Below are 22804 nucleotides of genomic sequence, written 5' to 3' on the forward strand. Positions count from 1 at the left end.
ATCGTGCCTCTTTTTTCGGCAGTCCCCCATCCACACCGCAATGAACATCGGCCCCTACCGTCTCGCGAACAACGTGTTCGTGGCGCCGATGGCAGGCGTCACGGACCGGCCGTTCCGCCAGCTGTGCCGCTCTTTCGGCGCCGGCCATGCGGTGAGCGAGATGGTCACGTCGCGGCGCGAGCTGTGGAACAGCCTGAAGACCTCGCGCCGCGCCGACCACGCGGGCGAGCCAGGGCCAATCGCCGTGCAGATCGCCGGCACCGACGCGCAGATGATGGCCGAGGCCGCCGCGTACAACGTGGCGCGCGGCGCGCAGATCATCGACATCAACATGGGCTGCCCGGCCAAGAAGGTCTGCAACAAGTGGGCCGGCTCGGCGCTGATGCAGGACGAGCCGCTGGCCGTCTCGATTGCCGCCGCCGTGGTCCAGGCCTGCGCACCGCAGGGCGTGCCGGTCACGCTGAAGATGCGCACCGGCTGGTCGCAGGACCACAAGAACGCGCTGGCGCTGGCCCGCGCCTTCGAGGACGTGGGCATCCAGCTGCTGACCATCCACGGCCGCACGCGCGAGCAGGGCTACGGCGGCCACGCCGAATACGACACCATCGCCGCGGTGAAGGCCGCGGTGCGCATCCCCGTGGTGGCCAACGGCGACATCACGACGCCGGAGAAGGCGCGCGACGTGCTGGCGGCCACCGGCGCCGACGCCGTAATGGTGGGCCGCGCCGCGCAGGGCCGGCCCTGGATCTTTCGCGAGATCGTCCACTTCCTTGCCACCGGCACGCACCTCGCGCCGCCGCTGGTGGCCGAGGTGCAGCGGGCGTTGCTGGCGCACTTGCAGGACCATTACGCCCTGTACGGCGAATTCACCGGCGTGCGCAGCGCGCGCAAGCACATCGGCTGGTACGTGAAGGCGCTGCCCGGTGGCGCCGAGTTCCGCGGCCACATGAACACGATCGACAACAGCGCACAGCAGTTTGCCGCCGTTGCCGCTTTCTTCGAGGCGCTGGGCGCGCGGATGGACCGCCTGCCCGTTGCCGAGGAGTCCGCGTGCGATGGCGCTTACGCCGAGAGCGAGGCATGAGCAAGAAACAAATCGAAGAATGCGTCCGCGCCAGCCTGGAGGGTTACTTCCGCGACCTGCGCGGCACCGAACCCGACGGCATGTACGAGATGCTGGTGAAAGTGGTGGAGAAACCGCTGCTGGAAGTGGTGATGGCGAAAGCCGAGAACAACCAGTCGCGCGCGGCCGAATGGCTGGGCCTGAACCGGAACACGCTTCGCAAGAAGCTCATAGAACACAAGCTCCTCAAATGAACGCATTGCTTTCGGTCTCCGACAAGACCGGCATCGTCGAACTCGCCCAGGCGCTGCATGCGCAGGGCGTGCGCCTGATCTCCACCGGCGGCACGGCCAAGCTGCTGGCCGACAAGGGCCTGCCGGTCACCGAAGTGGCCGAGGTCACCGGCTTCCCTGAAATGCTGGACGGCCGCGTGAAGACGCTGCATCCCAAGGTGCACGGCGGCCTGCTGGCGCGGCGCGACCTGCCCGAACACGTGGCGGCGCTCAAGCAGCACGGCATCGACACCATCGACCTCCTGGTGGTCAACCTCTATCCCTTCGAAGCGACCGTCGCCAGGCCCGGCTGCACGCTCGAAGACGCCATCGAGAACATCGACATCGGCGGCCCGGCCATGGTGCGCAGCGGCGCCAAGAACTGGAAGGACGTCGCGGTGCTGACGGACGCGTCGCAGTACCAGGGCGTGCTCGACGAGCTCAAGGCCAACGGCAAGGTCTCGGACAAGACGAAGTTCGCGCTGTCCGTCGCCGCGTTCAACCGCATCAGCAACTACGACGCCGCGATCTCGGACTACCTGTCGTCGCTGCAGGAAGACGGCACGCGCTCGTCCTTCCCGGCGCAGGCGAACGGCCGCTTCGTCAAGCTGCAGGATCTGCGCTACGGCGAGAACCCGCACCAGCAGGCCGCCTTCTACCGCGACCTGTACCCGGCGCCCGGTTCGCTGGTGCAGGCGCAGCAGCTGCAGGGCAAGGAGCTCTCGTACAACAACATCGCCGATGCCGACGCGGCCTGGGAATGCGTGAAGTCCTTCGACACGCCGGCCTGCGTGATCGTCAAGCATGCCAATCCCTGCGGCGTGGCGCTGGGCAAGGATCCACTGGAAGCCTATTCCAAGGCCTTCCAGACCGACCCGACGTCCGCCTTCGGCGGCATCATCGCCTTCAACCGGCCGCTGGACGGCGCCGCTGCGCAGCAGGTGGTGAAGCAGTTCGTCGAAGTGCTGATGGCGCCGGACTTCACGCCCGTGGCGCTGCAGGCCTTCGCCGGCAAGGCTAACGTGCGGCTGCTGAAGATCGCACTGCCGCCGGGCGGCGCGACCGCGTGGGACAAGGGCCAGAACCTGATGGACATCAAGCGCATCGGCTCGGGCCTGCTGATGCAGACGGCCGACAACCACGAGCTGGCGCTGGGCGACCTGAAGGTCGTGACGAAGAAGCAGCCGACGCAGCAGGAACTGCAGGACCTGCTGTTCGCGTGGAAGGTGGCGAAGTACGTGAAGTCCAACGCCATCGTGTTCTGCAAGGACGGCATGACCATGGGCGTCGGCGCCGGCCAGATGAGCCGGCTGGATTCGGCGCGCATCGCGAGCATCAAGGCGCAGCACGCCAAGCTGTCGCTGGCGGGCACGGCCGTGGCGAGCGATGCGTTCTTCCCGTTCCGTGACGGGCTCGACGTCGTGGTGGATGCAGGCGCGACCTGCGTGATCCAGCCGGGTGGGTCGATGCGGGACCAGGAAGTGATAGCTGCTGCGAACGAGCGCGGCGTGGCGATGGTGTTCAGCGGGGTGCGGCACTTCCGGCACTGATCCCGCGCGTTGTCATTGCGGGCTCGACCCGCAATCCAGCCCCAGTGCCCCATCGACCACGGGAAATGGATCCCGGGTCGCGCCCGGGATGACAAGTCAGCCGAGCGTCTTGAACACTTCCCGCGCCGCAGCCACCGTGTCCGCGATGTCCTGCTCGCTGTGCGCGGAACTCACGAAGCCCGCTTCGTACAGGGCCGGCGCGATGTACACGCCGCGATCGAGCAGCCCGTGGAACAGCTTGCCGAACTTCGGTGCGTCGCTCTTCATGACCGCGCCGTAGTTCTGCGGCAGCTCCGGCAGCAGGAAGAAGCCGAACATGCCGCCTTCGCAATCGGCCGCGAATGCGATGCCCGCTTCCGCCGCCGCCGACTTCAGGCCTTCGACCAGCGATGAAGTCTTCTTGAAGAGGGCTTCGTAGAAGCCCGGCCGCGCCACTTCCTGCAGCGTCGCCAGTCCGCACGCCGTGGCGACCGGATTGCCGGACAAGGTGCCGGCCTGGTACACGGGCCCCAGCGGCGCGAGCTTTTCCATGATGGCGCGCGGCCCGCCGAAGGCGGCCAGCGGCATGCCGCCGCCGATCACCTTGCCCAGCACCGTGATGTCGGGCGCGAAGCCGGGCAGTTGCGCGGCGTACACAGCCTGGGCGCCGCCCAGCGCCACGCGGAAGCCGGTCATCACCTCGTCGAACACCAGCAGCGCGCCGTGCTGCGTGCACAGCTCGCGGCACTTCTGCATGAAAGGCCGGCTGGCGCGCACGAAGTTCATGTTGCCGGCGATCGGCTCGATGATGACGCAGGCGAGGTCGGCGCCGTGCTTCGCGAACGCGGCTTCGAGCTGCTCCACGTTGTTGTATTCGAGGACCAGCGTGTGCTGCACCACTTCCTGCGGGACGCCGGCGCTGGTCGGATGGCCGAAGGTGGCCAGGCCCGACCCGGCCTTCACCAGCAGCGCATCGGCGTGGCCGTGGTAGCAGCCTTCGAACTTGATGATGGTGCTGCGGCCGGTGGCGCCGCGCGCGAGGCGGATCGCGCTCATCGCGGCTTCGGTGCCGGAGCTCACCAGCCGCACCATCTCCACCGAGGGCAGGTGCTTCACGATCTCTTCGGCCAGCTCCACTTCGCGCTCGGTCGGTGCGCCGAAGGAGAAGCCCTCGGTCACCGCGCGCTGCACGGCCTCCACCACGCGCGGGTGGCCGTGGCCCAGGATCATGGGACCCCAGGAGCCGATGTAGTCGATCTGGCGCGTGCCGTTGGCGTCCCAGAAATAGGCGCCTTGCGCGCGCTGCACGAAGCGCGGCGTGCCGCCGACGGCGCGGAAGGCGCGCACCGGCGAATTGACGCCGCCCGGAATGAGCTGGCGGGCGCGCTCGAACAGCGCGGAATTGCGGTCAGTGCTTGGTGTCATGGGCAGGCAGGTCGAAGGCCGTTGGGCCGGAGGAGGCGTCCTCGTCGTCGGCTTCGTCGGCTTCGGGCTGCGCCCAGAACAGGCGGTCGGGAACCACGTGGCCCATGCCGGGCCGGAAGCCGCCGTCGAGGCAGCGGTCAAGATAGGCCAGGGCTTCGGTGGCCGCGGCGGCCAGGTCGGCGCCACCGGCCACGAGGGCGGCGAGCGCCGCCGACAGCGTGTCGCCGGCGCCGGCAAAGGCGGCGTCGAAGCGCTCGAACTTCTCACTGGCCAGCACCGCTTGCGGCGTGGCCAGCACGTTGTCGATGAACTGCTCGGGCAACGGGATGCCGGTGACGAGGGTGTAAGGCACGCCCATCTCGGAAGCGGCCTTGGCGATGTCGCGGGCGGTGGGACTGCTCTCCTTGTTCCACTCCGGCAACAGCCAGCGCCACAGGGTGCTGTGGTTTCCTACCAACACGGTGGTCTGGGGCAGCAGGAGCTCCTTGAAGGCATCTTCGTAGAGGTCCGTCGGGCCTTCGTCCCACCAGGAAAGCGCCGGCATGTACGCGATCAGCGGCACGTCCGGATAGTCCGCGGCGATCTCCGCGATGGTCGAAAGCGCCTCGGGGCTGCCCGCGAATCCGACCTTGATCACCTGCACCGGCACGTCCTCGAGGATCGTGCGCGCCTGTTCGGCGACGGCCTCCTCGTCGAAGGCGAAATGGTCGAACACCTCTCCGGTGTCGCGCACGTACGCGCCGGTGACGACGGGCAGCGGATGCGCGCCGACCGATGCGATCGCGGTGATGTCGGCGGACAATCCGGCTGCACCGCTCGGGTCGCTCGCGTTGAACACCATCACGCAGGCGGGCCCGGATTCCTCGCTCTCCTGCTCTTTGGAGGGAGCCGTGGTGATAGGTGTGGAATTAGTCATTGGGCCGCGCAGCGCCTGCGGATTCGTAGGCAAAGGGCCTAGATACAATCGTTGCATTCTAGACGAAGGCCCTTTAAGCTGTGACCGAGACCAAAACGTGGATGTGTCTGATTTGCGGGTGGATTTACGACGAAGCCACCGGCGCCCCTGACCACGGCATCGCCCCCGGAACCCCGTGGGAGCAGGTGCCGATGAACTGGACCTGTCCAGAATGCGGCGCGCGCAAGGAAGACTTCGAAATGGTCCAGATCTAAAAAGGGGCGGAGGCCGCAGAACAGCAGCATTCGAGCAGGACGGTGCCGCCCCATAAATTTACAAGTTGAGGAGCGGCATCAAGTGAGCACGACTGGGTTGAAGGTGTTGGTGATCGATGACAGCAACACCATCCGGCGCAGTGCGGAGATCTTCCTCAAGCAGGGCGGCCACGAGGTCATGCTGGCCGAGGACGGTTTCGACGCCCTGTCCAAGGTCAACGACTACCAGCCCAACCTGATCTTCTGCGACATCCTGATGCCGCGCCTGGACGGCTACCAGACCTGCGCCATCATCAAGCGCAACGCCAAGTTCGCATCCGTTCCCGTCGTCATGCTGTCGTCCAAGGACGGCGTGTTCGACAAGGCGCGCGGCCGCATGGTCGGCTCGCAGGACTACCTCACCAAGCCATTCACCAAGGACCAGCTGCTGCAGACCGTGCAGCAGTTCGGGCAGCCGAAATAAATAGGAGAGATGCCATGGCCATCCGCAAAGTACTCGTTGTGGACGATTCCAAGACCGAACTGATGTTCATGACCGACCTGTTGCAGAAGAACGGGTTCGCCGTGAAGACCGCCGAAGGCGCGGACGACGCCTTCCGCCGCCTGGCCGAAGAGAAGCCCGACCTGATCCTGATGGACGTGGTGATGCCCGGCCAGAACGGCTTCCAGCTCACCCGCGCGATCAGCCGCGACCCCAACTTCGCCGACGTGCCGATCATCATGTGCACCAGCAAGAACCAGGAAACCGACCGGGTCTGGGGCATGCGGCAGGGCGCGCGCGACTACATCACCAAACCGGTGGACGCCGACGAACTCATGGCCAAGATCAAGGCCCTGGGTTAAGCCGGCGCAGCGCAGCACCAACCCATGGCCAACCGTGAAGCCCTCCGTGAGCTGCAGAGCCGGCTGGCCAGCCGGCTCCAGGCCGCCCGCAGCGAAGGCGTGCAGGCGGCCTGGCTGGCCGTCGAGGCCGCCGGCAACAAGTACCTGTTTCCGCTGAGCCAGGCCGGCGAGATCTTCCCCTTCGCCGCCACGCAGGGCGTGCCTTACACGCACCCCTGGTTCCTGGGCGTCGCCAACCTGCGCGGCGGCCTGTACGGCGTGGTCGACCTGGGCAGCTACGTCAGCGGCCAGCCGCCGGCGCAGCGCTCCGATGCGGGCCGCGCCGAGTCGCGGCTCGTCGCGCTGAACCAGCTGCTGGAGATCAACTGCGCACTGTTGATCGACCGCCTGGCCGGCCTGCGCAACATGGAGGCCTTCACCGCCTCCAACCAGCCCCCCGAGGGCTCACCCGATTACTTCGGCAGCGGCTACACCGATGCCACCGGCGCGCACTGGCAGGAAATCAACCTGCAGGCGCTGTCGCAACAACCGCAGTTCCTGAGCATCAGCGCTTAGGCCCTCCCTACCGAAGGCTTGTCATCATGTCCGTCGCCGCTTCCCTGAAAAACATCTTTGGCAAGAAAGACCCGTCCGACGCCGATCCCTCCATCACCCAGGAGATGAGCCTCGGCCCGGACGCGACGACCGCGAGCATCGAGGCCGGCAGCACGCAGGGCATGAACCGCTCGCAGGTCGACCCCGACAGCATCGACGATTCGATCGACCCCATCCAGCAGGCGGACGACGAGGAGCTGATTTCCGTTCCCTTGATGGGCCGCCGCACCGCGTCGACCCACCAGCGCGTGCTGTTCCTGCTGCTGGCCGCCTCGCTGATCGTGCTGGGCGGCGTGGCCGTCTTCGCGGTGAACCAGGCCGACAAGGTCGCGCGCCAGGTGGCCGGCACCGGCACTTCGCTGATGCAGTCGCAGCGCCTCGCCAAGTCGGTGTCGCAGGCCCTGATCGGTTCGCCGCAGGCCTTTCCGGACGTGCAGGAGTCGGCCAAGGTGCTGGCCAGCACCGTGCGCGCGCTGAAGAACGGCGACCCGTCCCTGGGCCTGGCCGCGGTGGGCAACGAGCTGCAGCCGGACGTCGAGAAGATCGTCCCGCTGATGGAGCGCGCCGAGAAGAACGCCGCCACCGTGATGAGCCAGCAGAAGATCCTGACGCAGGTGGGCGCGGCGCTTCGCACCATCAACCGCCAGTCGTCCGACCTGCTGGAAATCGCCGAGACGGTGTCCTCGCTCAAGCTGCAGCAGAACGCCGCGCCGGCCGAGATCTCCGCCGCCGGCCAGCTGGTGATGCTGACCCAGCGGATCGGCAAGTCCGCCAACGAATTCCTGACCATGGAAGGCGTGTCGCCGGAAGCCGTGTTCCTGCTGGGCAAGGACTTGAACTCGTTCAAGGAAATCGCGCAAGGCATGCTGGATGGCAGCCCGGAACTGCGCCTGCAAGGCTCCAAGGACGAACAGACCCGCGAGCGCCTCGACGCGCTGCTGAAGCTGTACGAACAGACCCGCACGCAGGCCGGCGCCATCCTGGGCAACCTGCAGGGCCTGGTGTCCGCGCGTGAAGCGCAGAGCTCGATCATCCAGGACTCGGAGCCGCTGCGCCGCGCGATGGAGGACCTGCAGGGCAAGCTGTCCGCGCAGACCGGCCTCGGTGCCGGTGCCCTGCTGGCCCTGCTGATTGCCGCCGCTTTCGCCATCCTGTGCGCCATCGGCCTCGCCTTCGTGCAGCTGCAGGACTCGCGCAACCGCCAGCAGCGCGCGGAATCGCAGCGCCAGGAAGCCGAGCGCCAGGAGCAGGAAGCCAAGCGCGTGAACGATGCCAACCAGGCCGCCATTCTGCGACTGATGAACGAACTGCAGTCGGTGGCCGAAGGCGACCTGACCCAGGAAGCCACCGTGACCGAGGACATCACCGGCGCCATCGCCGACTCGGTGAACTACACGGTGGAAGAACTGCGCCAGCTGGTGGGCTCCGTGCAGAGCACGGCGACCAAGGTGGCGCAGACGACGGCGCAGGTGGAATCGACCTCCACCGAGCTGCTGGCTGCTTCGACAGAGCAGCTGCGCGAGATTCGTGAAACCGGCCAGTCGGTGCTCGACATGGCTGGCCGCATCAACACGGTGTCCGGGCAAGCGCAGGAGTCGGCCCAGGTGGCCCGGCAGACGCTGCGCGCCACCGAGCAGGGCCTGCAGGCCGTGCAGAACGCGATCGGCGGCATGAACGCCATCCGCGACCAGATCCAGGAAACCTCCAAGCGGATCAAGCGCCTGGGCGAATCCTCGCAGGAGATCGGCGAAATCACCGAACTGATTTCCGACATTACCGAACAGACCAACGTGCTGGCCCTGAACGCCGCCATCCAGGCCGCGTCGGCCGGTGAAGCGGGCCGGGGCTTCTCGGTGGTTGCGGAAGAAGTGCAGCGCCTGGCCGAACGTTCCGCCGACGCCACGCGCCAGATCTCGGCGCTGGTGAAGGCCATTCAGACCGACACGCAGGACGCGGTGGCCGCCATGGAACGCTCCACGCAGGGTGTGGTGGAAGGGGCCAAGCTGTCCGACAACGCCGGCACGGCGCTGACGGAAATCGACCAGGTGTCGCGCCGCCTCGCCGAGCTGATTGAAGAGATCTCGACCTCGACGTCGAAGGAAGCCGAATCCGCCAACGTGGTGGCCGGCAACATCCAGCACATCTTCGCGGTGACGGAGCAGACCGGTGAAGGTACCCGCTCCACGGCGCAGCAGGTGCGCGAGCTGACCCGGATGGCCGAGGAACTGCGCCAGTCGGTGTCGCGATTCAAGATCGCGTAAGCGCCCAGCGCGGCCCTCAGTCCCAGAGCCCAAGCCCACTTCATGCAAGCCACCGACATCGAACAAGAACTGGCGACCAATGACCTGGGCCCATTGGCCTGGGTGCTGGACGAACTGCGCAAGTCGCTCGAGTCCGCTTCCTCGGCGCTGCGGCGCTTCGTGCGCGACGCCGCGCAGGCGCGCGGCGAGGACATGGCCTCGGTCGACACCGGCCATTTGCGCATCGCGCGCCAGCACATGCACCAGGCCGTCGGTGCACTGGAGATGGTGGGCCTGGGCGCGCCGGCCTCGATCCTCCGCGCCATGGAAGGCGCGGTGCAGAAGTTCGTCGAAAAGCCCGAGCTGTGCACCGAAGCCGCCGCCGCCAAGGTGGAACGCGCCGGCTTCGCGCTGACCGAATTCCTCGAAGCGCTGCTCGGTGGCAAGGACGTCTCGCCGCTGAACCTGTTCCCCCAATACAAGGAAGTGCAGGACGTCGCCGGCGCGAGCCAGGCGCATCCGGGCGACCTGTGGGGCGTGGACTGGCGCTGGAACGACGTGCCCTCCCCGGCCGTCACGCCGCTCGCCTACGAGCCCGCAGTGCGCGGGCGCATGGACCAGGCGGTGCTCAAGATCGTCAAGGCCGCGGACCCCGCCGCCGGACGCGAGCTCGCCGAAGTGAGCCTGGGCCTGGCCGCCGGCCAGTCCGCGCGCCAGCCGAAGACCTTCTGGGCGGTGGCCGCCGGCTACTTCGAGGCGATCGCGCTGGGCCTGCTGCCGCCCGACGTCTACGTGAAGCGCGCCGCCTCGCGCGTGCTGCTGCAATACGCGTCGCTCGCCAAGGGCGAGCTCGGCGTGTCGGACCGGCTGGCGCAGGACCTCGTGTTCTTCTGCGCGCAGGCCGTGCCTGCCAATCCGGCCGACGCACCGGCGCTGGTCGCCGTGCGCCAGGCCTACGGTCTCGCGAAGACCAAGCCGGTCGACTATGCGACCAGCCCCTTCGGCCGCTTCGATCCGGTGCTGCTGTCGCAGATGCGCAAGCGCATCGCCGCGGCCAAGGAGTCGTGGTCGGCGCTGGCCGGCGGCGACGCGCACAAGATCAAGGGCGTGGTCGACCAGTTCAACGGCGTGTGCGACACGCTGCTGAAGCTCTACCCCGCCGCCGAACCGCTGGCCAAGGCGCTGTCGGGCGCGATGGAGACGGTCGGCAAGTCCGGCAAGCCGCCGACGCCCGAACTGGCGATGGAAGTCGCCACCGCGGTGCTGTACCTCGAGGCCGCCTTCCAGGACCTGGACCCGAACGATGCCACGCTGGCGGAACGCACCCGTCGCCTGGCCGAGCGCCTGGGCAAGGTGGTGCAGGGCGGCCAGCCCGAGCCGCTGGAGCACTGGGTCGAGGACCTGTACCGGCGCGTGAGCGACAAGCAGACCATGGGTTCCGTGGTCGGCGAACTGCGCGGCACGCTGGGCGAGCTCGAGAAGGTGCTGGACGCCTTCTTCCGCAACCCCGCGGAAAAGGGCGCGCTGCGCGAGGCGCCGAACTTCCTGGCGCAGATGCGCGGCGTGCTGTCGGTGCTGGGCCTGGACCAGGCTTCGCAGGCCGTGCAGCGCATGCGCGACACGGTCGAAGGCATCATCACCACCGAAGTCGACGAAGAGATGGCCCGCGCGGCCGGCACCTTCGAGAAGCTGGGCACCAACCTGGGCGCCCTGGGCTTCCTGATCGACATGCTGAACTACCAGCCGGCGCTGGCCAAGAAGCTTTTCGTCTGGGACGACGCCGCCGGCGAGCTGAAGCCGCTGATGGGCCGCGAGGCCGTGGCCGTTCCGGCGGCCGCGCCTGCCGGCCCCGCTGCTGTCGCCGTTCCGGCTGCCGCCGAACTGCCCTCGTTCGATATCACGCCGGCCGCAACCGCGCCGGCTCCGGCCGCCGCCAAGCCGCCGGTGGCCGCGCCGGCCCCGGTCGCGCTCGCCAGCGACGACGAGGACAACGAAGAAGACGAACTGCTCGACATCTTCCTGGAGGAAGCACGCGAGGTGGTCGGCAACGGCCTCGGCGCGATTTCCGCGCTGGAAGCCGAGCCCGCCAACCTGGCGGAGATGACCACGCTGCGCCGCGCCTTCCATACGCTGAAGGGCAGCTCGCGCATGGTGGGCCTCAACGAGTTCGGCGAGGCCGCCTGGTCGATGGAGCAGGTGATGAACACCTGGCTGGCCGACCAGAAGCCCTCGAGCGAGGAACTGCGCAGCCTGTGCAAGCAGGCGATGGAACTGTTCGGCCTGTGGATCGAGGACATCGCCCAGCACACCGAGCAGAGCTGGAAGGCCTCGGCCTTCCGCGCGCCGGCCGACGCGATGCGCACCGAGCAGCGCCTGGTCCGCATTGCCGCGGCCGCCGCGCCGGCAGCGGCGCCCGCGCCCGCTGTGCCGCAAGCGCTGCCCGCGCAGGACGAAGAGATCATTTCGCAGCTCGCGGCGCTGGACGACCAGGTCGAGACGCTGGCGCCCGAGCCGGTCGCGGTGCAGCCGGAGCCGGTGGCCGAACTTCCGGTGACCGAACTTCCGGTGGAAGCCCCGGTGGCGCCTGCCGCTGAAGCGCCGCTCGATTTCGGCGACCTGAACCTGGACTTCGGCACCGCGGCCCCGGCCGCCGAACCGGCGCCCGCGCCGGCGGTCGAAGCCGAGGCACTGCCGTCCTTCGAGTTCGATTTCCCCGCAGCCGAAGAGGCGCCGGCCGCCGACGCCGCCAGCAGCACCGAAGTCTCGGAACTGAGCGCGGACGACCTGCCGCCGGAGTTCGCGGAGCTCGCCTCCACGCAGACCCTGCCCAAGATGGACCTGCCGGCCGCGCCGGTGGAAGAACTGCCCGACCTGGGCAGCACCGTCACGATGCCCAGGTTCGAGGTGCCCGCGGCGCCCGTGGCGCCGGCGGCGGACATGGACATCGCCGGCATCGACTTCGCCAGCCTCTCCGCGGTCGCCGGTCCGGCACCGCAGGCTGCCGCGCCGGAGCCCGAGCCGGAACCCGAGAGCGAGGAAGCGGCCGCGCCCGCGCGCGACGAGCAGGTCAAGGTGATCGGCGACCTGCGCATCGGCATCCCGCTCTACAACGTCTACCTGAACGAGGCGGACGAATGGTCGCGCCGCCTGGCCACCGAAATCAGCGAGTGGGCGCTGGAGATGAACCAGCGCGTGCCGGATTCCACCGTGGCCTGGGCCCATTCGCTGGCGGGCAGTTCCGCCACCGTCGGCTTCCACGCGCTGTCGGACATCGCGCGCGGCCTCGAAGGCGCGCTGCAGCACACGCAGACGCTGGCCAACGGCACGCCGGATCACGCGCGCGTCTTCACCGAAGCCGCCGAAGAAGTGCGGCGCCTGCTGCACCAGTTCGCCGCCGGCTTCCTGAAGGAACCCGAGCCGGGCATCCTGGCCGCGTTGCAGGAGCTGAAGGACGCCGAAGGCGAGCCGCGTTCCGAAGCGCCGGAAAGCGTGCTGCCCCCGCCTTCGCTCGACGACACCATGGGGCTGGGCTTCATGGCCTCCGCACCGGCGCCCATCGCTGCTCCCGCCGCGGCCCGCGCCCCGCAGGCGCCGCTGTTGGCACCGGTGCAGACTGTGCTGCCGCCCAAGGCCGCGCCGGTGGTTGCCGTCAGCGGTGACGAAGACCTCGACGTGGTCGACGCGATCGACCCCGACCTGTTCCCGATCTTCGAGGAAGAGGCCGCGGAACTGATGCCCGCGCTGGGCGGCTCGCTGCGCGCCTGGGCCGGCCATCCGACCCAGCGCGAACCGCGCGACCAGGTGCTGCGCGCGCTGCACACGCTCAAGGGCAGCGCCCGCCTGGCCGGCGCGCTGCAGCTGGGTGAACTGGCGCACCGCATGGAGTCCGAGGTGGAATACCTCGGCCACGAGAACACCGCCGCGGCCGACGTGGAAGCCCTGCTGCACCGCTACGACGCGATGCAGGCCCGCTTCGACACGCTGCGCGCCACCGGCGGTTTCGCGCCGGCGGAGCAGCCGGTGGAGGCGCCGGCGCCCGCCGCTGCCGCTCCGGTGCAAGCCGCCGCGCCCGCGCCCGCCGCGCCGCAGGCCGCACAAGCCGGACAAGTGGCGCCCGCCGCTGCGCCGGTGCGCACGACCGCCATCGCGATGCCGGCGGTCACCACCGTGACGGCCTCGCGGCAGTCGGCCAACCAGGCCGTGCGCGTGCGCTCGCAGCTGCTGGACCGCTTGGTCACGCAGGCCGGCGAGGTGATGATCACCCGCTCGCGCCTGGAAAACGAATTGAAGCAGCTGCGCGGCTCGCTCGGCGACCTCACCAGCAACCTCGACCGCCTGCGCACCCAGCTGCGCGACATCGAGGTGCAGGCCGAGTCGCAGATGCAGTCGCGCATGGCGCAGGCCAAGGAAACCTCGGGCTTCGACCCGCTGGAGTTCGACCGCTTCACCCGCGTGCAGGAACTCACCCGCATGATGGCCGAGTCGGTGAACGACGTGGCCACGGTGCAGCGGAGCATCCAGCGCGTGGTGGAAGCCACCGAAGACGACCTGATCGCGCAGGCGCGCCAGACGCGCGAACTGCAGCGCGACCTGCTGCGCACGCGCATGGTGGAGTTCGAGGGCATCTCGGACCGCCTGTACCGCGTGGTGCGCCTGGCCGCCAAGGAAAGCGGCAAGCAGGTGAAGCTGGACCTGGTGGGCGGCTCCATGGAAATGGACCGCGGCGTGCTCGATCGCATGACGCCCGCCTTCGAGCACCTGCTGCGCAACTGCGTGGCCCACGGTGTCGAGACGCCCGACGTGCGCGTTGCCGCGGGCAAGGACGCCACCGGCACCATCGCCATCACGCTGCGCCAGGAAGGCAACGACGTCTCAGTGGAGTTCCAGGACGACGGCGCCGGCCTCAACATCGCGCGCATCCGCGAGAAGGCGCTGCAGAACGGGATGATCCGCCCCGACCAGCAGATCTCCGACGACGAGGCCGCGAACCTGATCTTCCTGCCCGGTTTCTCCACCGCGCAGCAGGTGACCGAACTCGCCGGCCGCGGCATCGGCATGGACGTGGTGCGCGCCGAAGTCAACGCGCTCGGCGGCCGCATCGAGACGACGACGCAGGCCGGCCGCGGCACGAGCTTCAAGCTGGTGCTGCCGCTGACCACCGCCGTGACGCAGGTCGTGATGATCCGCTCGGGCAAGCTCGCCATCGGCGTGCCGGCGAACCTGGTGGAAATCGTGCGCCGCGCGCCCGCCAAGGAAGTCCAGCAGGCCTACAACAGCGGCATCTTCGACTTCGGCGGCGAGCAGCTGCCCTTCTTCTGGTCCGGCGCGCTGCTGCAGTCCTCGGCCGCGAGCGCCGAGCCGCAGGGCAAGACGCTGCCGGTGGTGGTCTTCCGCTCCGCCGCGCAGCGCATCGCGATGCACGTGGACGAAGTGCTGGGCAACCAGGAAGTCGTGGTGAAGAACCTCGGCCCGCAGCTGTCGCGCCTGCCCGGCCTGGCCGGCATGACCGTGCTGGCTTCCGGCGCCGTGGTGCTGATCTACAACCCGGTGGCGCTGTCGACGGTGTACGGCGACCAGGCCCGCGCGCTCAGCGCCGACCAGGCGCATCCCGACGTGCTGGGCAAGGACGCCGTGCGCGAGATCCGGCCGACGGTGCCGCTCGCGCCGGCCGCGCCCGCGGTGCCGCTGGTGATGGTGGTCGACGACTCGATCACCGTGCGCCGCGTCACGCAGCGCCTGCTGCAGCGCGAAGGCTACCGCGTGGTGCTGGCGGCCGACGGCCTGCAGGCGCTGGAGAAGCTGGCCGACGAACTGCCTTCGGTGGTGCTGTCGGACATCGAGATGCCGCGCATGGACGGCTTCGACCTGGCCCGCAACATCCGCGGCGACGGACGCCTGAAGCACCTGCCGATCGTGATGATCACCTCGCGCATCGCCGAGAAGCACCGCGAGCACGCCAAGGAACTCGGCGTGAACCACTACCTGGGCAAGCCCTACTCGGAAGAAGAGTTGATGAGCCTGGTGAAGCACTACGCACGGAACACGGCGACGGCTTGATTGCCGTCATCCCCGCGCAGGCGGGGACCCAGAGCATCGAGAAAGCGGCCCACGGGCCGCTTTCTCTTTGGACGCCCTGGATTCCCGCCTACGCGGGAATGACGAAGTCGAGCGCCGCGCGGTCCCACTTCGCAAGATCGGCCGCCGCATCGTATGTGGACTGCAGGAAAGCCAGCAAAGTCGCATCCGGGTTCGGCGCCTGCCGCACCACGTCGTAGGGCAGGATGAACTCGCGCATCTGCTGGCTGTAGAAGGCGCCTTCCGGCTGCACCGGCCATTGCGCGAAGCCTTCCGGCTCCGGATAGGCATACGCGTAGAAGGCCGGATAGCCGAGGCCGCCGCCGGCCCAGAAGCCGCAGCTGCTCACCTCGTGCGAGTACGCTTCGCGCACCACCCAGTCCGGCAGCGCCGGCACGCCGCCGGGATGCGGCGGCGCGGCGCGGCCGGAGAAGCGCGTCACCGCGAGATCGGGCGCGCCCCAGAAGAAATGCACTGGGCTGCACTTGCCGCGAAAGCGCGCGCGGAAGATGCGCAGCACGCGCTCGGCCTGCAGCAGGATGCGCCAGTAGCGCTGTGCCGCATCGCCGTCGTAGGGACGCGGCGCGACATCGTCCTCGAAGGGCAGCGCGTCGGGAATCTCGCAGGGCGCCGGGCGGATCTCCAGCGGCAGGTCCAGCGAGCGCAGTGCCGCGCGCAGGCGCGCGTAGAAGTCCGCGACCGACCCGGCCTGCAGCGGCAGCGAGACCGCGCGTCCGTCGCTCACGCGCAGGTGCAGGGCGTGCGCGACGAAATCGAACTCCAGGTCGTGGAAGCCGGACCCGCAAGGCAGCGGGCCGGTGCCCAGCCCGCGCGCGGTGAGCGCCAGCGTGACGTGCCACGAATGGTTGGTCCACGGCGTGCCGGCCATGCGCAGCTTGCCGACCACCTGCAGCCAGCGATGCAGCGCGGCGTGCGTCCCTTCCCACTCGGCCAGGGGCAGCGGCGGCCAGGCGGATGCGTCAGTCATGCGGGTCTCCGTTCTTGACCACGGCGTAGCGGCGCAATGTCTTTTCCCGCGCCGCCGCATGGTCCACGATCGGCAAAGGATAGTCGGCCCCCGCCGTCCACGGCGCGTGCAGGGCCTTGCGCGGCAGGCCCGCCAGTTGCGGCAGGTAGTGCAGGATGAATTCGCCGTCCGGGTCGAAGCGCTCGCTTTGCGTGACTGGGTTGAAGATCCGGAACCACGGCTGCGCGTCGCAGCCCGAGGAGCTGGCCCATTGCCAGCCGCCGTTGTTGGCGGAGAGGTCGTAGTCGTTCAGCTGCTGCGCGAAGTAGCGCTCGCCCCAGCGCCAGTCGATGCCCAGGTCCTTGCACAGGAAGCTCGCAGTCACCATGCGCAGGCGGTTGTGCATGTAGCCGGTGCGGTTGATCTGCGCCATCGCGGCGTCGACCAGCGGGTAGCCGGTGCGGCCCTCGCACCAGGCCGCGAAGAGCCGGTCCGCTTCCGCTCCTTCCTCCCAGCGGATGCGGTCGTACTCGGGGCGGAAGCTTTCGCCGCGCCCGACGTGCGGGAAGTTCGCCAGCACCTGGAAGTAGAACTCGCGCCAGACCAGTTCCTTCAGCCAGGTGGCGGCGCCGCTGCCGCTGCGGGACCGGGCCAGCGCCACCAGCTCGCGGATAGACACCGTGCCGAAGCGCAGGTGCACGCCGAGGTAGCTCGGGCCGTTGCGCGCGGGCGCGTCGCGGTCGGTGTCGTAGCGGTCCATGCGCTCGCGAAACGCGGTGAGCAGGCGCGCTGCACCACTGGCGCCGCTCGGGATCTGCAGCTCGGCGAGGTTGCTGGCCTCGAAGCCCAGTTCGCGCAGCGTCGGCACGGCGCGCCGGTACTTTTCCGGCCGGGGCGCCAGGCGCGCGGCGTACTTCTCCACCGGATAGGGCCGCAGGTAGAAGGCGTCCAGCTTAGCCAGCCACGCGCGGCTGTAGGGCGTGAAGACGGAGTAGGGCTGGCCCGCCTGCGTCAGCACCTCGTCGCGCTCGAAGATCACCTGGTCCTTGAAGGTGTGCAGCGCAATGCCCGCATCGCCGAGCCGCGCGCGCACCAGGTCGTCGCGCGCGATGGCGTCCGGTTCGTAGTCGTGGTTGGCGAACACCGCCTGCGCGCCCAGTGCTTGCGCCAGCCGGGGCACTTCCTCGGCCGCATCGCCGTGCAAGGTGATCAGGCCTTCCGGCAGCGCGGCGGCCAGCTCCACGACCGATTCCCGGATGAATTCGACCCGGCGGTCGCGCCACGGCAGGTCGTCCAGGATGGCCTTGTCGAAGACGAAAACGCAGTGCACCTGGCGGCAGGACTTCAGGGCATGGTAGAGCGCGGCGTTGTCGCTGGCACGCAGGTCGCGGCGCAGCCAGACCAGCCCGGCAGCGTAATTGGGGTCCATGGACTTAAAATCAGGGGATCATGCCGCCCGAGGCCGACTCCATCAACCTGACGCACCATTTCCTGATCGCCATGCCGGGCCTGCAGGATGCGTCCTTCGCCCGCTCGGTGGTCTACCTCTGCGAGCACAGCCCCCGTGGGGCGCTGGGCCTGGTCATCAACAAGCCGACCGACATCAACCTGAAGAACCTGTTCGAGAAGGTCGACCTGCCGCTGGGCCGGGCCGAGCTGGCCCGCACGCCGGTGCTGCAGGGCGGCCCGGTGCAGACCGAGCGCGGCTTCGTGCTGCACGAGGCCGTGCATGCCGAAGGCGCGGACGAAAACGAGTCGGTGTACGCCTCGACGATGACCATCCCCGGCGGCCTGGAGATGACGACCTCCAAGGACGTGCTGGAAGCGATCGCCACCGGCGCCGGCCCGCGCAAGCTGCTGGTGACGCTGGGCTATTCGTCCTGGGGCGAGGGCCAGCTGGAGTCCGAGCTGGCCGAAAACAGCTGGCTCACCGTGGGCGCCGATCCCTCGGTCATCTTCGACACCCCGATCGAGGAGCGCTACGACCGCGCGCTCTCGCTGCTGGGCCTGCAGGCCTGGATGCTGTCGCCGGGAGCCGGGCACGCATGAGCACCCCGGTGCCAGACGTCGTTCCCGCGCAATTCCAGACCTTTCTTGCTTTCGATTTCGGGCTGAAGCGCACCGGCGTGGCGGTGGGCAACCGCATGCTGCGCAGCGCGACGCCGCAGCCCACCATCCGCGCCGAAGGCAGCGACGCCCGGCTGGCGGCCTGCACCGAGCGCGTGGAGGAGTGGCAGCCCGACGCCCTGGTGGTGGGCGTGCCCTTCCATCCCGACGGCGCCAGCCACGACAATACGGCCCGCGCCCGCAAGTTCGCCCGCCAGTTGCGCGCGCGCTTCGGCAAGCCCGTGTACGAGGTGGACGAGCGCTACAGCACCACCGAAGCCCTGGCCAGCGGCGCGCGCGATGCCGACGCCGGCGCGGCCTGCGTCATCCTGGAGCAATTCTTGAGGAGCCTGCCTTGACCACTCCCGCGCAATCCGGCGCGCTGACCCTCGACGCCGAGGCCTTGTACCGCGAGCTGGTGCGCGGCGTGCAGTCGCTGCGCCAGGCCGATACGCGCCTGGTGGGCATCACCTCCGGCGGCGCCTGGCTGGCCGAGCGCCTGCAGAAGGACCTGGGCCTGGCGGGCGAGCCCGGCATCATCTCCTCGGCGATGCACCGCGACGACTACGCGCGCCGCGGCCTCACCGCCACGGCGCAGACGAAACTCGATTTCGACGTCAACGGCGCGCGCATCCTGTTGCTCGACGACGTGCTGTATACCGGCCGCACCATCCGCGCGGTGCTGAACGAACTGTTCGACTACGGGCGGCCGACCGCGGTGCAGCTGGCGGTGCTGGTGGATCGCGGCGGTCGCGAGCTGCCGGTGCACGCCGACTTCGCGGCCGCGCGCGTCGCCTTGCCGGAATCGCAGTCGCTGGCGCTGGCCCGCGACAACGACGGCCGCTTCCGCTTCCAGGTGGAGGGGACCGCGTCCTGAACCCCATGCTCTACAAACGAAACCCGCAACTGAACAAGAACGGCGAGCTGATCCACCTGCTGTCGATCGAAGGCCTGCCCAAGGACATCCTCACCCACATCCTCGACACCGCCGCCACCTTCGTGAGCGTGAGCGACCGCGAGGTGAAGAAGGTGCCGCTGCTGCGCGGCAAGAGCGTGTTCAACCTGTTCTTCGAAAACAGCACGCGCACGCGCACGACCTTCGAGATCGCGGCGACGCGCCTGTCGGCCGACGTGATCAACCTCGACATCGCGCGCTCCTCGGCGAGCAAGGGCGAGTCGCTGCTGGACACCATCGCCAACCTGAGCGCGATGGCTGCCGACATCTTCGTGGTGCGGCACAGCGAGTCGGGCGCGCCCTACCTGATCGCGCAGCACGTCGCACCGCACGTGCACGTGGTCAACGCCGGTGACGGAAGACATGCGCACCCGACCCAGGGGCTGCTGGACATGTACACCATCCGCCACTACAAGAAGGACTTCAGCAACCTCACGGTGGCGATCGTCGGCGACGTGCTGCACTCGCGCGTGGCCCGCTCGGACATCCACGCGCTGACGACGCTCGGCTGCGCGGAAGTGCGCGTGGTCGGCCCCATGACCCTGGTGCCCGGCGACATGGCGCAGATGGGCGTGCGCGTCTTCCATTCGCTGGAGGAAGGCCTCAAGGGCTGCGACGTCGTGATCATGCTGCGGCTGCAGAACGAGCGCATGAGCGGCGCGCTGCTGCCGTCCTCGCAGGAGTTCTTCAAGCGCTACGGACTCACGCAGGAACGCCTGGCGCTGGCCAAGCCCGATGCGATCGTCATGCACCCGGGGCCGATCAACCGCGGCGTCGAGATCGACTCGGCGGTGGTGGACGGCAAGCAGAGCGTGATCCTGCCGCAGGTGACCTTCGGCATCGCGGTGCGGATGGCGGTGATGGGCATCGTCGCCCACAACGTGCGGGAGGCCGCATGAAGATCCTGATCAAGAACGGGCGGGTGATCGACCCGGCCCGCAATTTCGACGAGATCGGCGACGTCGCCATCGCCGCCGGCCGCGTGATCGGCGTGCGGACCATCCCCAAGGACTTCGCGCCGAACCGCGTGCTCGATGCCAGCGGCTGCATCGTCGCGCCGGGCCTCGTCGACCTCGCTGTGCGCCTGCGCGAGCCGGGGCACGAGCACGAAGGCATGCTGGAGAGCGAGATGGCCGCGGCGGTGGCCGGCGGCGTCACTTCGCTCGTCTGTCCGCCGGACACGGATCCGGTGCTCGACGAACCCGGCTTGGTCGACATGCTGAAGTTCCGCGCCGAGAAATTGCACCAGGCACGCGTGTTTCCGCTCGGCGCGCTCACGCGCGGGCTGCAGGGCGAGATCCTCACCGAGATGGCGGAGCTCACCGAGTCCGGCTGCGTGGGCTTCAGCCAGGCCGAGGTCCCGCTGCAGAACACGCAGGTGCTGCAGCGCGCGATGCAGTACGCGGGCACCTATGGCTACGGCGTGTGGCTGCGGCCGCAGGAATACCACCTGGGCAAGGGCGTCGCCGCGAGCGGCGCGCTGGCCACGCGGCTGGGCCTGTCCGGCGTTCCGGTCGCTGCGGAGACGATCGCCCTGCACACCATCCTGGAGCTGATGCGGGTGACCCGCGCGCGCGTGCACCTGTGCCGCATCAGCAGCGCCGCCGGCGTCGCGCTCGTGCGCCAGGCGAAGCAGGAAGGGCTGCCGGTCACCTGCGACGTCAGCATCAACTCGCTGCACCTCACCGACGTCGACATCGGCTACTTCGACAGCCGCATGCGCCTGTCGCCGCCGCTGCGCCAGCAGCGCGACCGCGATGCGCTGCGCGAAGGCCTGGCCGACGGCACGATCGACGCCCTGGTGTCGGACCATACGCCCGTGGACGAAGACGCCAAGACCCTGCCCTTCGCCGAGGCCGAGCCCGGCGCGACCGGCCTCGAGCTGCTGCTCGGACTGGCGCTGAAGTGGGGCCAGGAAGACGGCATCGGCCTGCCGCGCGCGCTGGCGGTGCTGACGTCGGAGCCGGCGCGCGTGCTGGGCGCCGCGCTCGGCACGCTGCAGGCCAGCGCCGGCCAGCTGGTGGACGGCGGCGTGGCCGACGTCTGCGTGTTCGACCTCAATGCGGCCTGGACCGTGGAGCCGGCGCGGCTGCGCAGCCAGGGCCGCAACACGCCCTTCGGCGGGCACGAGCTGCCCGGCAAGGTGCGCTGGACCCTCGTCGGCGGCCAGGTCGCCTACGAGGCGTGAAGCTCCTGCGCGCGGCCTGGCGCCTCGCCCGGGTCGGCGCCCACCTGGTGGGCGGCTGGCTCACCATCACGCTGCTGTTCCCGCGCTGGGACCAGGGGCGGCGCAACGCGCGCGTGCAGGCCTGGGCCCGCGGGCTGCTGGCGATCCTGGGCATTCCGCTGCAGGTGCAAGGCGAGCCGCCCGTGCAGGGCCCGGTGCTGCTGGTGGCCAACCACCTGTCGTGGATCGACATCCTGGTGATGCACGCGGCGCGCCATTGCCGTTTCGTCGCCAAGTCGGACGTCAAGCACTGGCCCGTGATCGGCACGCTCGCCACTGGCGGCGGCACGCTCTACATCGAGCGCGAGAAGCGGCGCGACGCGATGCGCGTGGTGCACCACATGCGCGAAAGCCTCGCGGCCGGCGAGATCGTGGCGGTGTTCCCCGAAGGCACCACCGGCGACGGCCGCGAGCTGCTGCCCTTCCACGCCAACCTGTTCCAGGCGGCGATCTCGGCCGGGGCGCCGGTGCAGCCGGTGGCGCTGCGCTTCATCGACCAGGCCACCGGCGCCGACAGCCCGATGCCGCTGTGGCTGGGCGATGACACCTTGATGGCCTCGCTCTGGCGCACGCTTGCCGGTCCGCCTTTCTCCGCCAGCGTGACTTTCGGCAGCCCCCAGGTCGCCGCCGGCCGCGACCGGCGCGCGTTTGCCGCGGACCTGCGCCAGGCCGTTGCGGCGCTGCGCCAGCCCTCATAGGCAGTTTCCCTTTGGTGCTGGAGAGCCAGCCGGCTTTCGGGCTACCATTCTCCGCAGAGGGGGCCCCAAGATGGCCAGGAAGCGGATCCTGCTGGTGGACGACGACCAGGCGGTGCTCGTCTACCTGGGCGCGAAGCTCGCGCGGCACTACGACATCGTCTCGACCCTGGATCCCTACCAGGCGATCACCCTTGCCCGCAGCGACCGGCCCGACCTGATCCTCTGCGACCTGGACATGCCCGGCATGAGCGGCGGCGACGTGGCCTCGGCCCTGCATGCCGATCCGGACACGGCCCGGATTCCCCTGATGTACCTCACCTCGCTGGTGTCGCCCGACGGCGTGCGCGACCTGCAGGGGCAGGTCCGCGGCCGCCCGGGGGCGTCCAAGCGGGCGCCCCTGAGCGAGCTGGTCGCCCGGATCGAGGAATTGACCGGCGACCGGGCTTCCTAGGAGCCTGGGCGGCAGAGAAACGGGCCCGCGCCGGTGCCTGGAATCGTGTCAGGCTAGGCGCAGCCGACGCCGTGTGGTGAACCACTCAAGGAGGCTGTAACGACGCATGGCGCGATTCCAGGCACCGGCCCGAAGGGTTGGGCCTGCAAGGGGGCGTATGCGGCGTTGCGAAATCGGGTCAAGCCGCCC

At 69.2% G+C, this 22804-nt stretch carries 20 protein-coding genes; 16 read left to right on the forward strand and 4 right to left on the reverse strand.

Annotated features, from left to right (window positions below; translation table 11 throughout):
- Positions 1 to 40: 40 nt before the first annotated feature.
- The 3 genes from dusB to purH are packed head-to-tail and all read left to right on the forward strand — an operon-like array spanning position 41 to position 2885.
- Positions 41 to 1084, forward strand: coding sequence for a tRNA dihydrouridine synthase DusB (gene dusB, locus LZ009_RS22730; protein WP_275700271.1), 1044 nt, complete (start codon positions 41 to 43; stop codon positions 1082 to 1084).
- Positions 1081 to 1317 carry a Fis family transcriptional regulator gene (locus tag LZ009_RS22735; protein WP_275700272.1) on the forward strand — a complete coding sequence of 79 codons (237 nt, stop codon included), beginning with the start codon at positions 1081 to 1083 and terminating at the stop codon, positions 1315 to 1317. Before dusB ends, LZ009_RS22735 begins: the two co-directional genes overlap by 4 nt.
- Complete coding sequence (purH, locus tag LZ009_RS22740; protein WP_275700273.1) at positions 1314 to 2885, forward strand: bifunctional phosphoribosylaminoimidazolecarboxamide formyltransferase/IMP cyclohydrolase; 1572 nt, start codon at positions 1314 to 1316, stop codon at positions 2883 to 2885. Before LZ009_RS22735 ends, purH begins: the two co-directional genes overlap by 4 nt.
- Positions 2886 to 2981: 96 nt before the next feature.
- Here the strand turns inward: purH and hemL are convergent, their stop codons facing one another.
- Positions 2982 to 4289: a glutamate-1-semialdehyde 2,1-aminomutase gene (hemL, locus tag LZ009_RS22745; RefSeq protein ID WP_275700274.1), complete on the reverse strand. Its 1308-nt coding sequence runs from the start codon at positions 4287 to 4289 to the stop codon at positions 2982 to 2984.
- Complete coding sequence (thiD, locus tag LZ009_RS22750; RefSeq protein ID WP_275700275.1) at positions 4273 to 5205, reverse strand: bifunctional hydroxymethylpyrimidine kinase/phosphomethylpyrimidine kinase; 933 nt, start codon at positions 5203 to 5205, stop codon at positions 4273 to 4275. The genes hemL and thiD overlap by 17 nt, the downstream gene beginning before the upstream one ends.
- Positions 5206 to 5306: 101 nt before the next feature.
- Between thiD and LZ009_RS22755 the strand changes: the two genes are divergently transcribed.
- The 6 genes from LZ009_RS22755 (at position 5307) to LZ009_RS22780 (ending at position 15193) form a co-directional block, all read left to right on the forward strand.
- Entirely contained in the window at positions 5307 to 5459 is a 153-nt protein-coding gene (locus tag LZ009_RS22755) for a rubredoxin (RefSeq protein WP_187078047.1), read from the forward strand.
- Positions 5460 to 5541: 82 nt separating this feature from the next.
- Positions 5542 to 5922, forward strand: coding sequence for a response regulator (locus LZ009_RS22760; RefSeq protein WP_275700276.1), 381 nt, complete (start codon positions 5542 to 5544; stop codon positions 5920 to 5922).
- Positions 5923 to 5936: 14 nt separating this feature from the next.
- A complete protein-coding gene (locus tag LZ009_RS22765) occupies positions 5937 to 6302 on the forward strand; it encodes a response regulator transcription factor (protein WP_275700277.1) in 366 nt (121 codons plus the stop codon).
- 24 nt (positions 6303 to 6326) lie between these two features.
- Positions 6327 to 6857, forward strand: a complete 531-nt coding sequence (locus tag LZ009_RS22770; RefSeq protein ID WP_275700278.1) for a chemotaxis protein CheW — start codon at positions 6327 to 6329, stop codon at positions 6855 to 6857.
- Positions 6858 to 6883: 26 nt separating this feature from the next.
- Entirely contained in the window at positions 6884 to 9157 is a 2274-nt protein-coding gene (locus tag LZ009_RS22775; protein ID WP_275700279.1) for a methyl-accepting chemotaxis protein, read from the forward strand.
- Between the two features lie 42 nt (positions 9158 to 9199).
- Complete coding sequence (locus tag LZ009_RS22780) at positions 9200 to 15193, forward strand: FimL-related protein (RefSeq protein WP_275700280.1); 5994 nt, start codon at positions 9200 to 9202, stop codon at positions 15191 to 15193.
- Positions 15194 to 15281: 88 nt separating this feature from the next.
- Here LZ009_RS22780 and LZ009_RS22785 read toward each other — a convergent pair whose 3' ends face one another.
- Together LZ009_RS22785 and LZ009_RS22790 are read right to left on the reverse strand one after the other, a co-directional pair.
- The gene (locus LZ009_RS22785; protein WP_275700281.1) at positions 15282 to 16199 is read right to left on the reverse strand and encodes a DUF5996 family protein; all 918 of its coding nucleotides are present in this window, start codon (positions 16197 to 16199) and stop codon (positions 15282 to 15284) included.
- A complete protein-coding gene (locus tag LZ009_RS22790; protein ID WP_275700282.1) occupies positions 16192 to 17607 on the reverse strand; it encodes a cryptochrome/photolyase family protein in 1416 nt (471 codons plus the stop codon). Before LZ009_RS22790 ends, LZ009_RS22785 begins: the two co-directional genes overlap by 8 nt.
- A 20-nt stretch (positions 17608 to 17627) precedes the next feature.
- Between LZ009_RS22790 and LZ009_RS22795 the strand changes: the two genes are divergently transcribed.
- The 7 genes from LZ009_RS22795 (at position 17628) to LZ009_RS22825 (ending at position 22615) form a co-directional block, all read left to right on the forward strand.
- Positions 17628 to 18227, forward strand: a complete 600-nt coding sequence (locus tag LZ009_RS22795) for a YqgE/AlgH family protein (RefSeq protein WP_275700283.1) — start codon at positions 17628 to 17630, stop codon at positions 18225 to 18227.
- Positions 18224 to 18643, forward strand: coding sequence for a Holliday junction resolvase RuvX (gene ruvX, locus LZ009_RS22800; protein WP_275700284.1), 420 nt, complete (start codon positions 18224 to 18226; stop codon positions 18641 to 18643). The genes LZ009_RS22795 and ruvX overlap by 4 nt, the downstream gene beginning before the upstream one ends.
- Positions 18640 to 19161 carry a bifunctional pyr operon transcriptional regulator/uracil phosphoribosyltransferase PyrR gene (pyrR, locus tag LZ009_RS22805; RefSeq protein ID WP_275700285.1) on the forward strand — a complete coding sequence of 174 codons (522 nt, stop codon included), beginning with the start codon at positions 18640 to 18642 and terminating at the stop codon, positions 19159 to 19161. Before ruvX ends, pyrR begins: the two co-directional genes overlap by 4 nt.
- A gap of 5 nt (positions 19162 to 19166) precedes the next feature.
- Positions 19167 to 20138, forward strand: a complete 972-nt coding sequence (locus tag LZ009_RS22810; RefSeq protein ID WP_275700286.1) for an aspartate carbamoyltransferase catalytic subunit — start codon at positions 19167 to 19169, stop codon at positions 20136 to 20138.
- A complete protein-coding gene (locus LZ009_RS22815) occupies positions 20135 to 21427 on the forward strand; it encodes a dihydroorotase (protein ID WP_275700287.1) in 1293 nt (430 codons plus the stop codon). The genes LZ009_RS22810 and LZ009_RS22815 overlap by 4 nt, the downstream gene beginning before the upstream one ends.
- Positions 21424 to 22164: a lysophospholipid acyltransferase family protein gene (locus LZ009_RS22820; RefSeq protein WP_275700288.1), complete on the forward strand. Its 741-nt coding sequence runs from the start codon at positions 21424 to 21426 to the stop codon at positions 22162 to 22164. The genes LZ009_RS22815 and LZ009_RS22820 overlap by 4 nt, the downstream gene beginning before the upstream one ends.
- Before the next feature lie 70 nt (positions 22165 to 22234).
- The gene (locus LZ009_RS22825; RefSeq protein WP_275700289.1) at positions 22235 to 22615 is read left to right on the forward strand and encodes a response regulator; all 381 of its coding nucleotides are present in this window, start codon (positions 22235 to 22237) and stop codon (positions 22613 to 22615) included.
- Positions 22616 to 22804: the final 189 nt, after the last annotated feature.

Source organism: Ramlibacter paludis, from assembly GCF_022012305.1.
Classification (GTDB): Bacteria; Pseudomonadota; Gammaproteobacteria; order Burkholderiales; family Burkholderiaceae_C; genus Ramlibacter; species Ramlibacter paludis.

What these genes read in the sequence shown, in the direction of transcription:
- dusB (WP_275700271.1), top strand. Translation starts at nt 41, where the DNA reads ATGAACATCGGCCCCTACCGTCTCGCGAACAACGTGTTCGTGGCGCCG.
- LZ009_RS22735 (WP_275700272.1), top strand. Translation starts at nt 1,081, where the DNA reads ATGAGCAAGAAACAAATCGAAGAATGCGTCCGCGCCAGCCTGGAGGGT.
- purH (WP_275700273.1), top strand. Translation starts at nt 1,314, where the DNA reads ATGAACGCATTGCTTTCGGTCTCCGACAAGACCGGCATCGTCGAACTC.
- hemL (WP_275700274.1), bottom strand. Translation starts at nt 4,289, where the DNA reads ATGACACCAAGCACTGACCGCAATTCCGCGCTGTTCGAGCGCGCCCGC.
- thiD (WP_275700275.1), bottom strand. Translation starts at nt 5,205, where the DNA reads ATGACTAATTCCACACCTATCACCACGGCTCCCTCCAAAGAGCAGGAG.
- LZ009_RS22755 (WP_187078047.1), top strand. Translation starts at nt 5,307, where the DNA reads ATGTGTCTGATTTGCGGGTGGATTTACGACGAAGCCACCGGCGCCCCT.
- LZ009_RS22765 (WP_275700277.1), top strand. Translation starts at nt 5,937, where the DNA reads ATGGCCATCCGCAAAGTACTCGTTGTGGACGATTCCAAGACCGAACTG.
- LZ009_RS22770 (WP_275700278.1), top strand. Translation starts at nt 6,327, where the DNA reads ATGGCCAACCGTGAAGCCCTCCGTGAGCTGCAGAGCCGGCTGGCCAGC.
- LZ009_RS22775 (WP_275700279.1), top strand. Translation starts at nt 6,884, where the DNA reads ATGTCCGTCGCCGCTTCCCTGAAAAACATCTTTGGCAAGAAAGACCCG.
- LZ009_RS22780 (WP_275700280.1), top strand. Translation starts at nt 9,200, where the DNA reads ATGCAAGCCACCGACATCGAACAAGAACTGGCGACCAATGACCTGGGC.
- LZ009_RS22785 (WP_275700281.1), bottom strand. Translation starts at nt 16,199, where the DNA reads ATGACTGACGCATCCGCCTGGCCGCCGCTGCCCCTGGCCGAGTGGGAA.
- LZ009_RS22790 (WP_275700282.1), bottom strand. Translation starts at nt 17,607, where the DNA reads ATGGACCCCAATTACGCTGCCGGGCTGGTCTGGCTGCGCCGCGACCTG.
- LZ009_RS22795 (WP_275700283.1), top strand. Translation starts at nt 17,628, where the DNA reads ATGCCGCCCGAGGCCGACTCCATCAACCTGACGCACCATTTCCTGATC.
- ruvX (WP_275700284.1), top strand. Translation starts at nt 18,224, where the DNA reads ATGAGCACCCCGGTGCCAGACGTCGTTCCCGCGCAATTCCAGACCTTT.
- LZ009_RS22810 (WP_275700286.1), top strand. Translation starts at nt 19,167, where the DNA reads ATGCTCTACAAACGAAACCCGCAACTGAACAAGAACGGCGAGCTGATC.
- LZ009_RS22815 (WP_275700287.1), top strand. Translation starts at nt 20,135, where the DNA reads ATGAAGATCCTGATCAAGAACGGGCGGGTGATCGACCCGGCCCGCAAT.
- LZ009_RS22825 (WP_275700289.1), top strand. Translation starts at nt 22,235, where the DNA reads ATGGCCAGGAAGCGGATCCTGCTGGTGGACGACGACCAGGCGGTGCTC.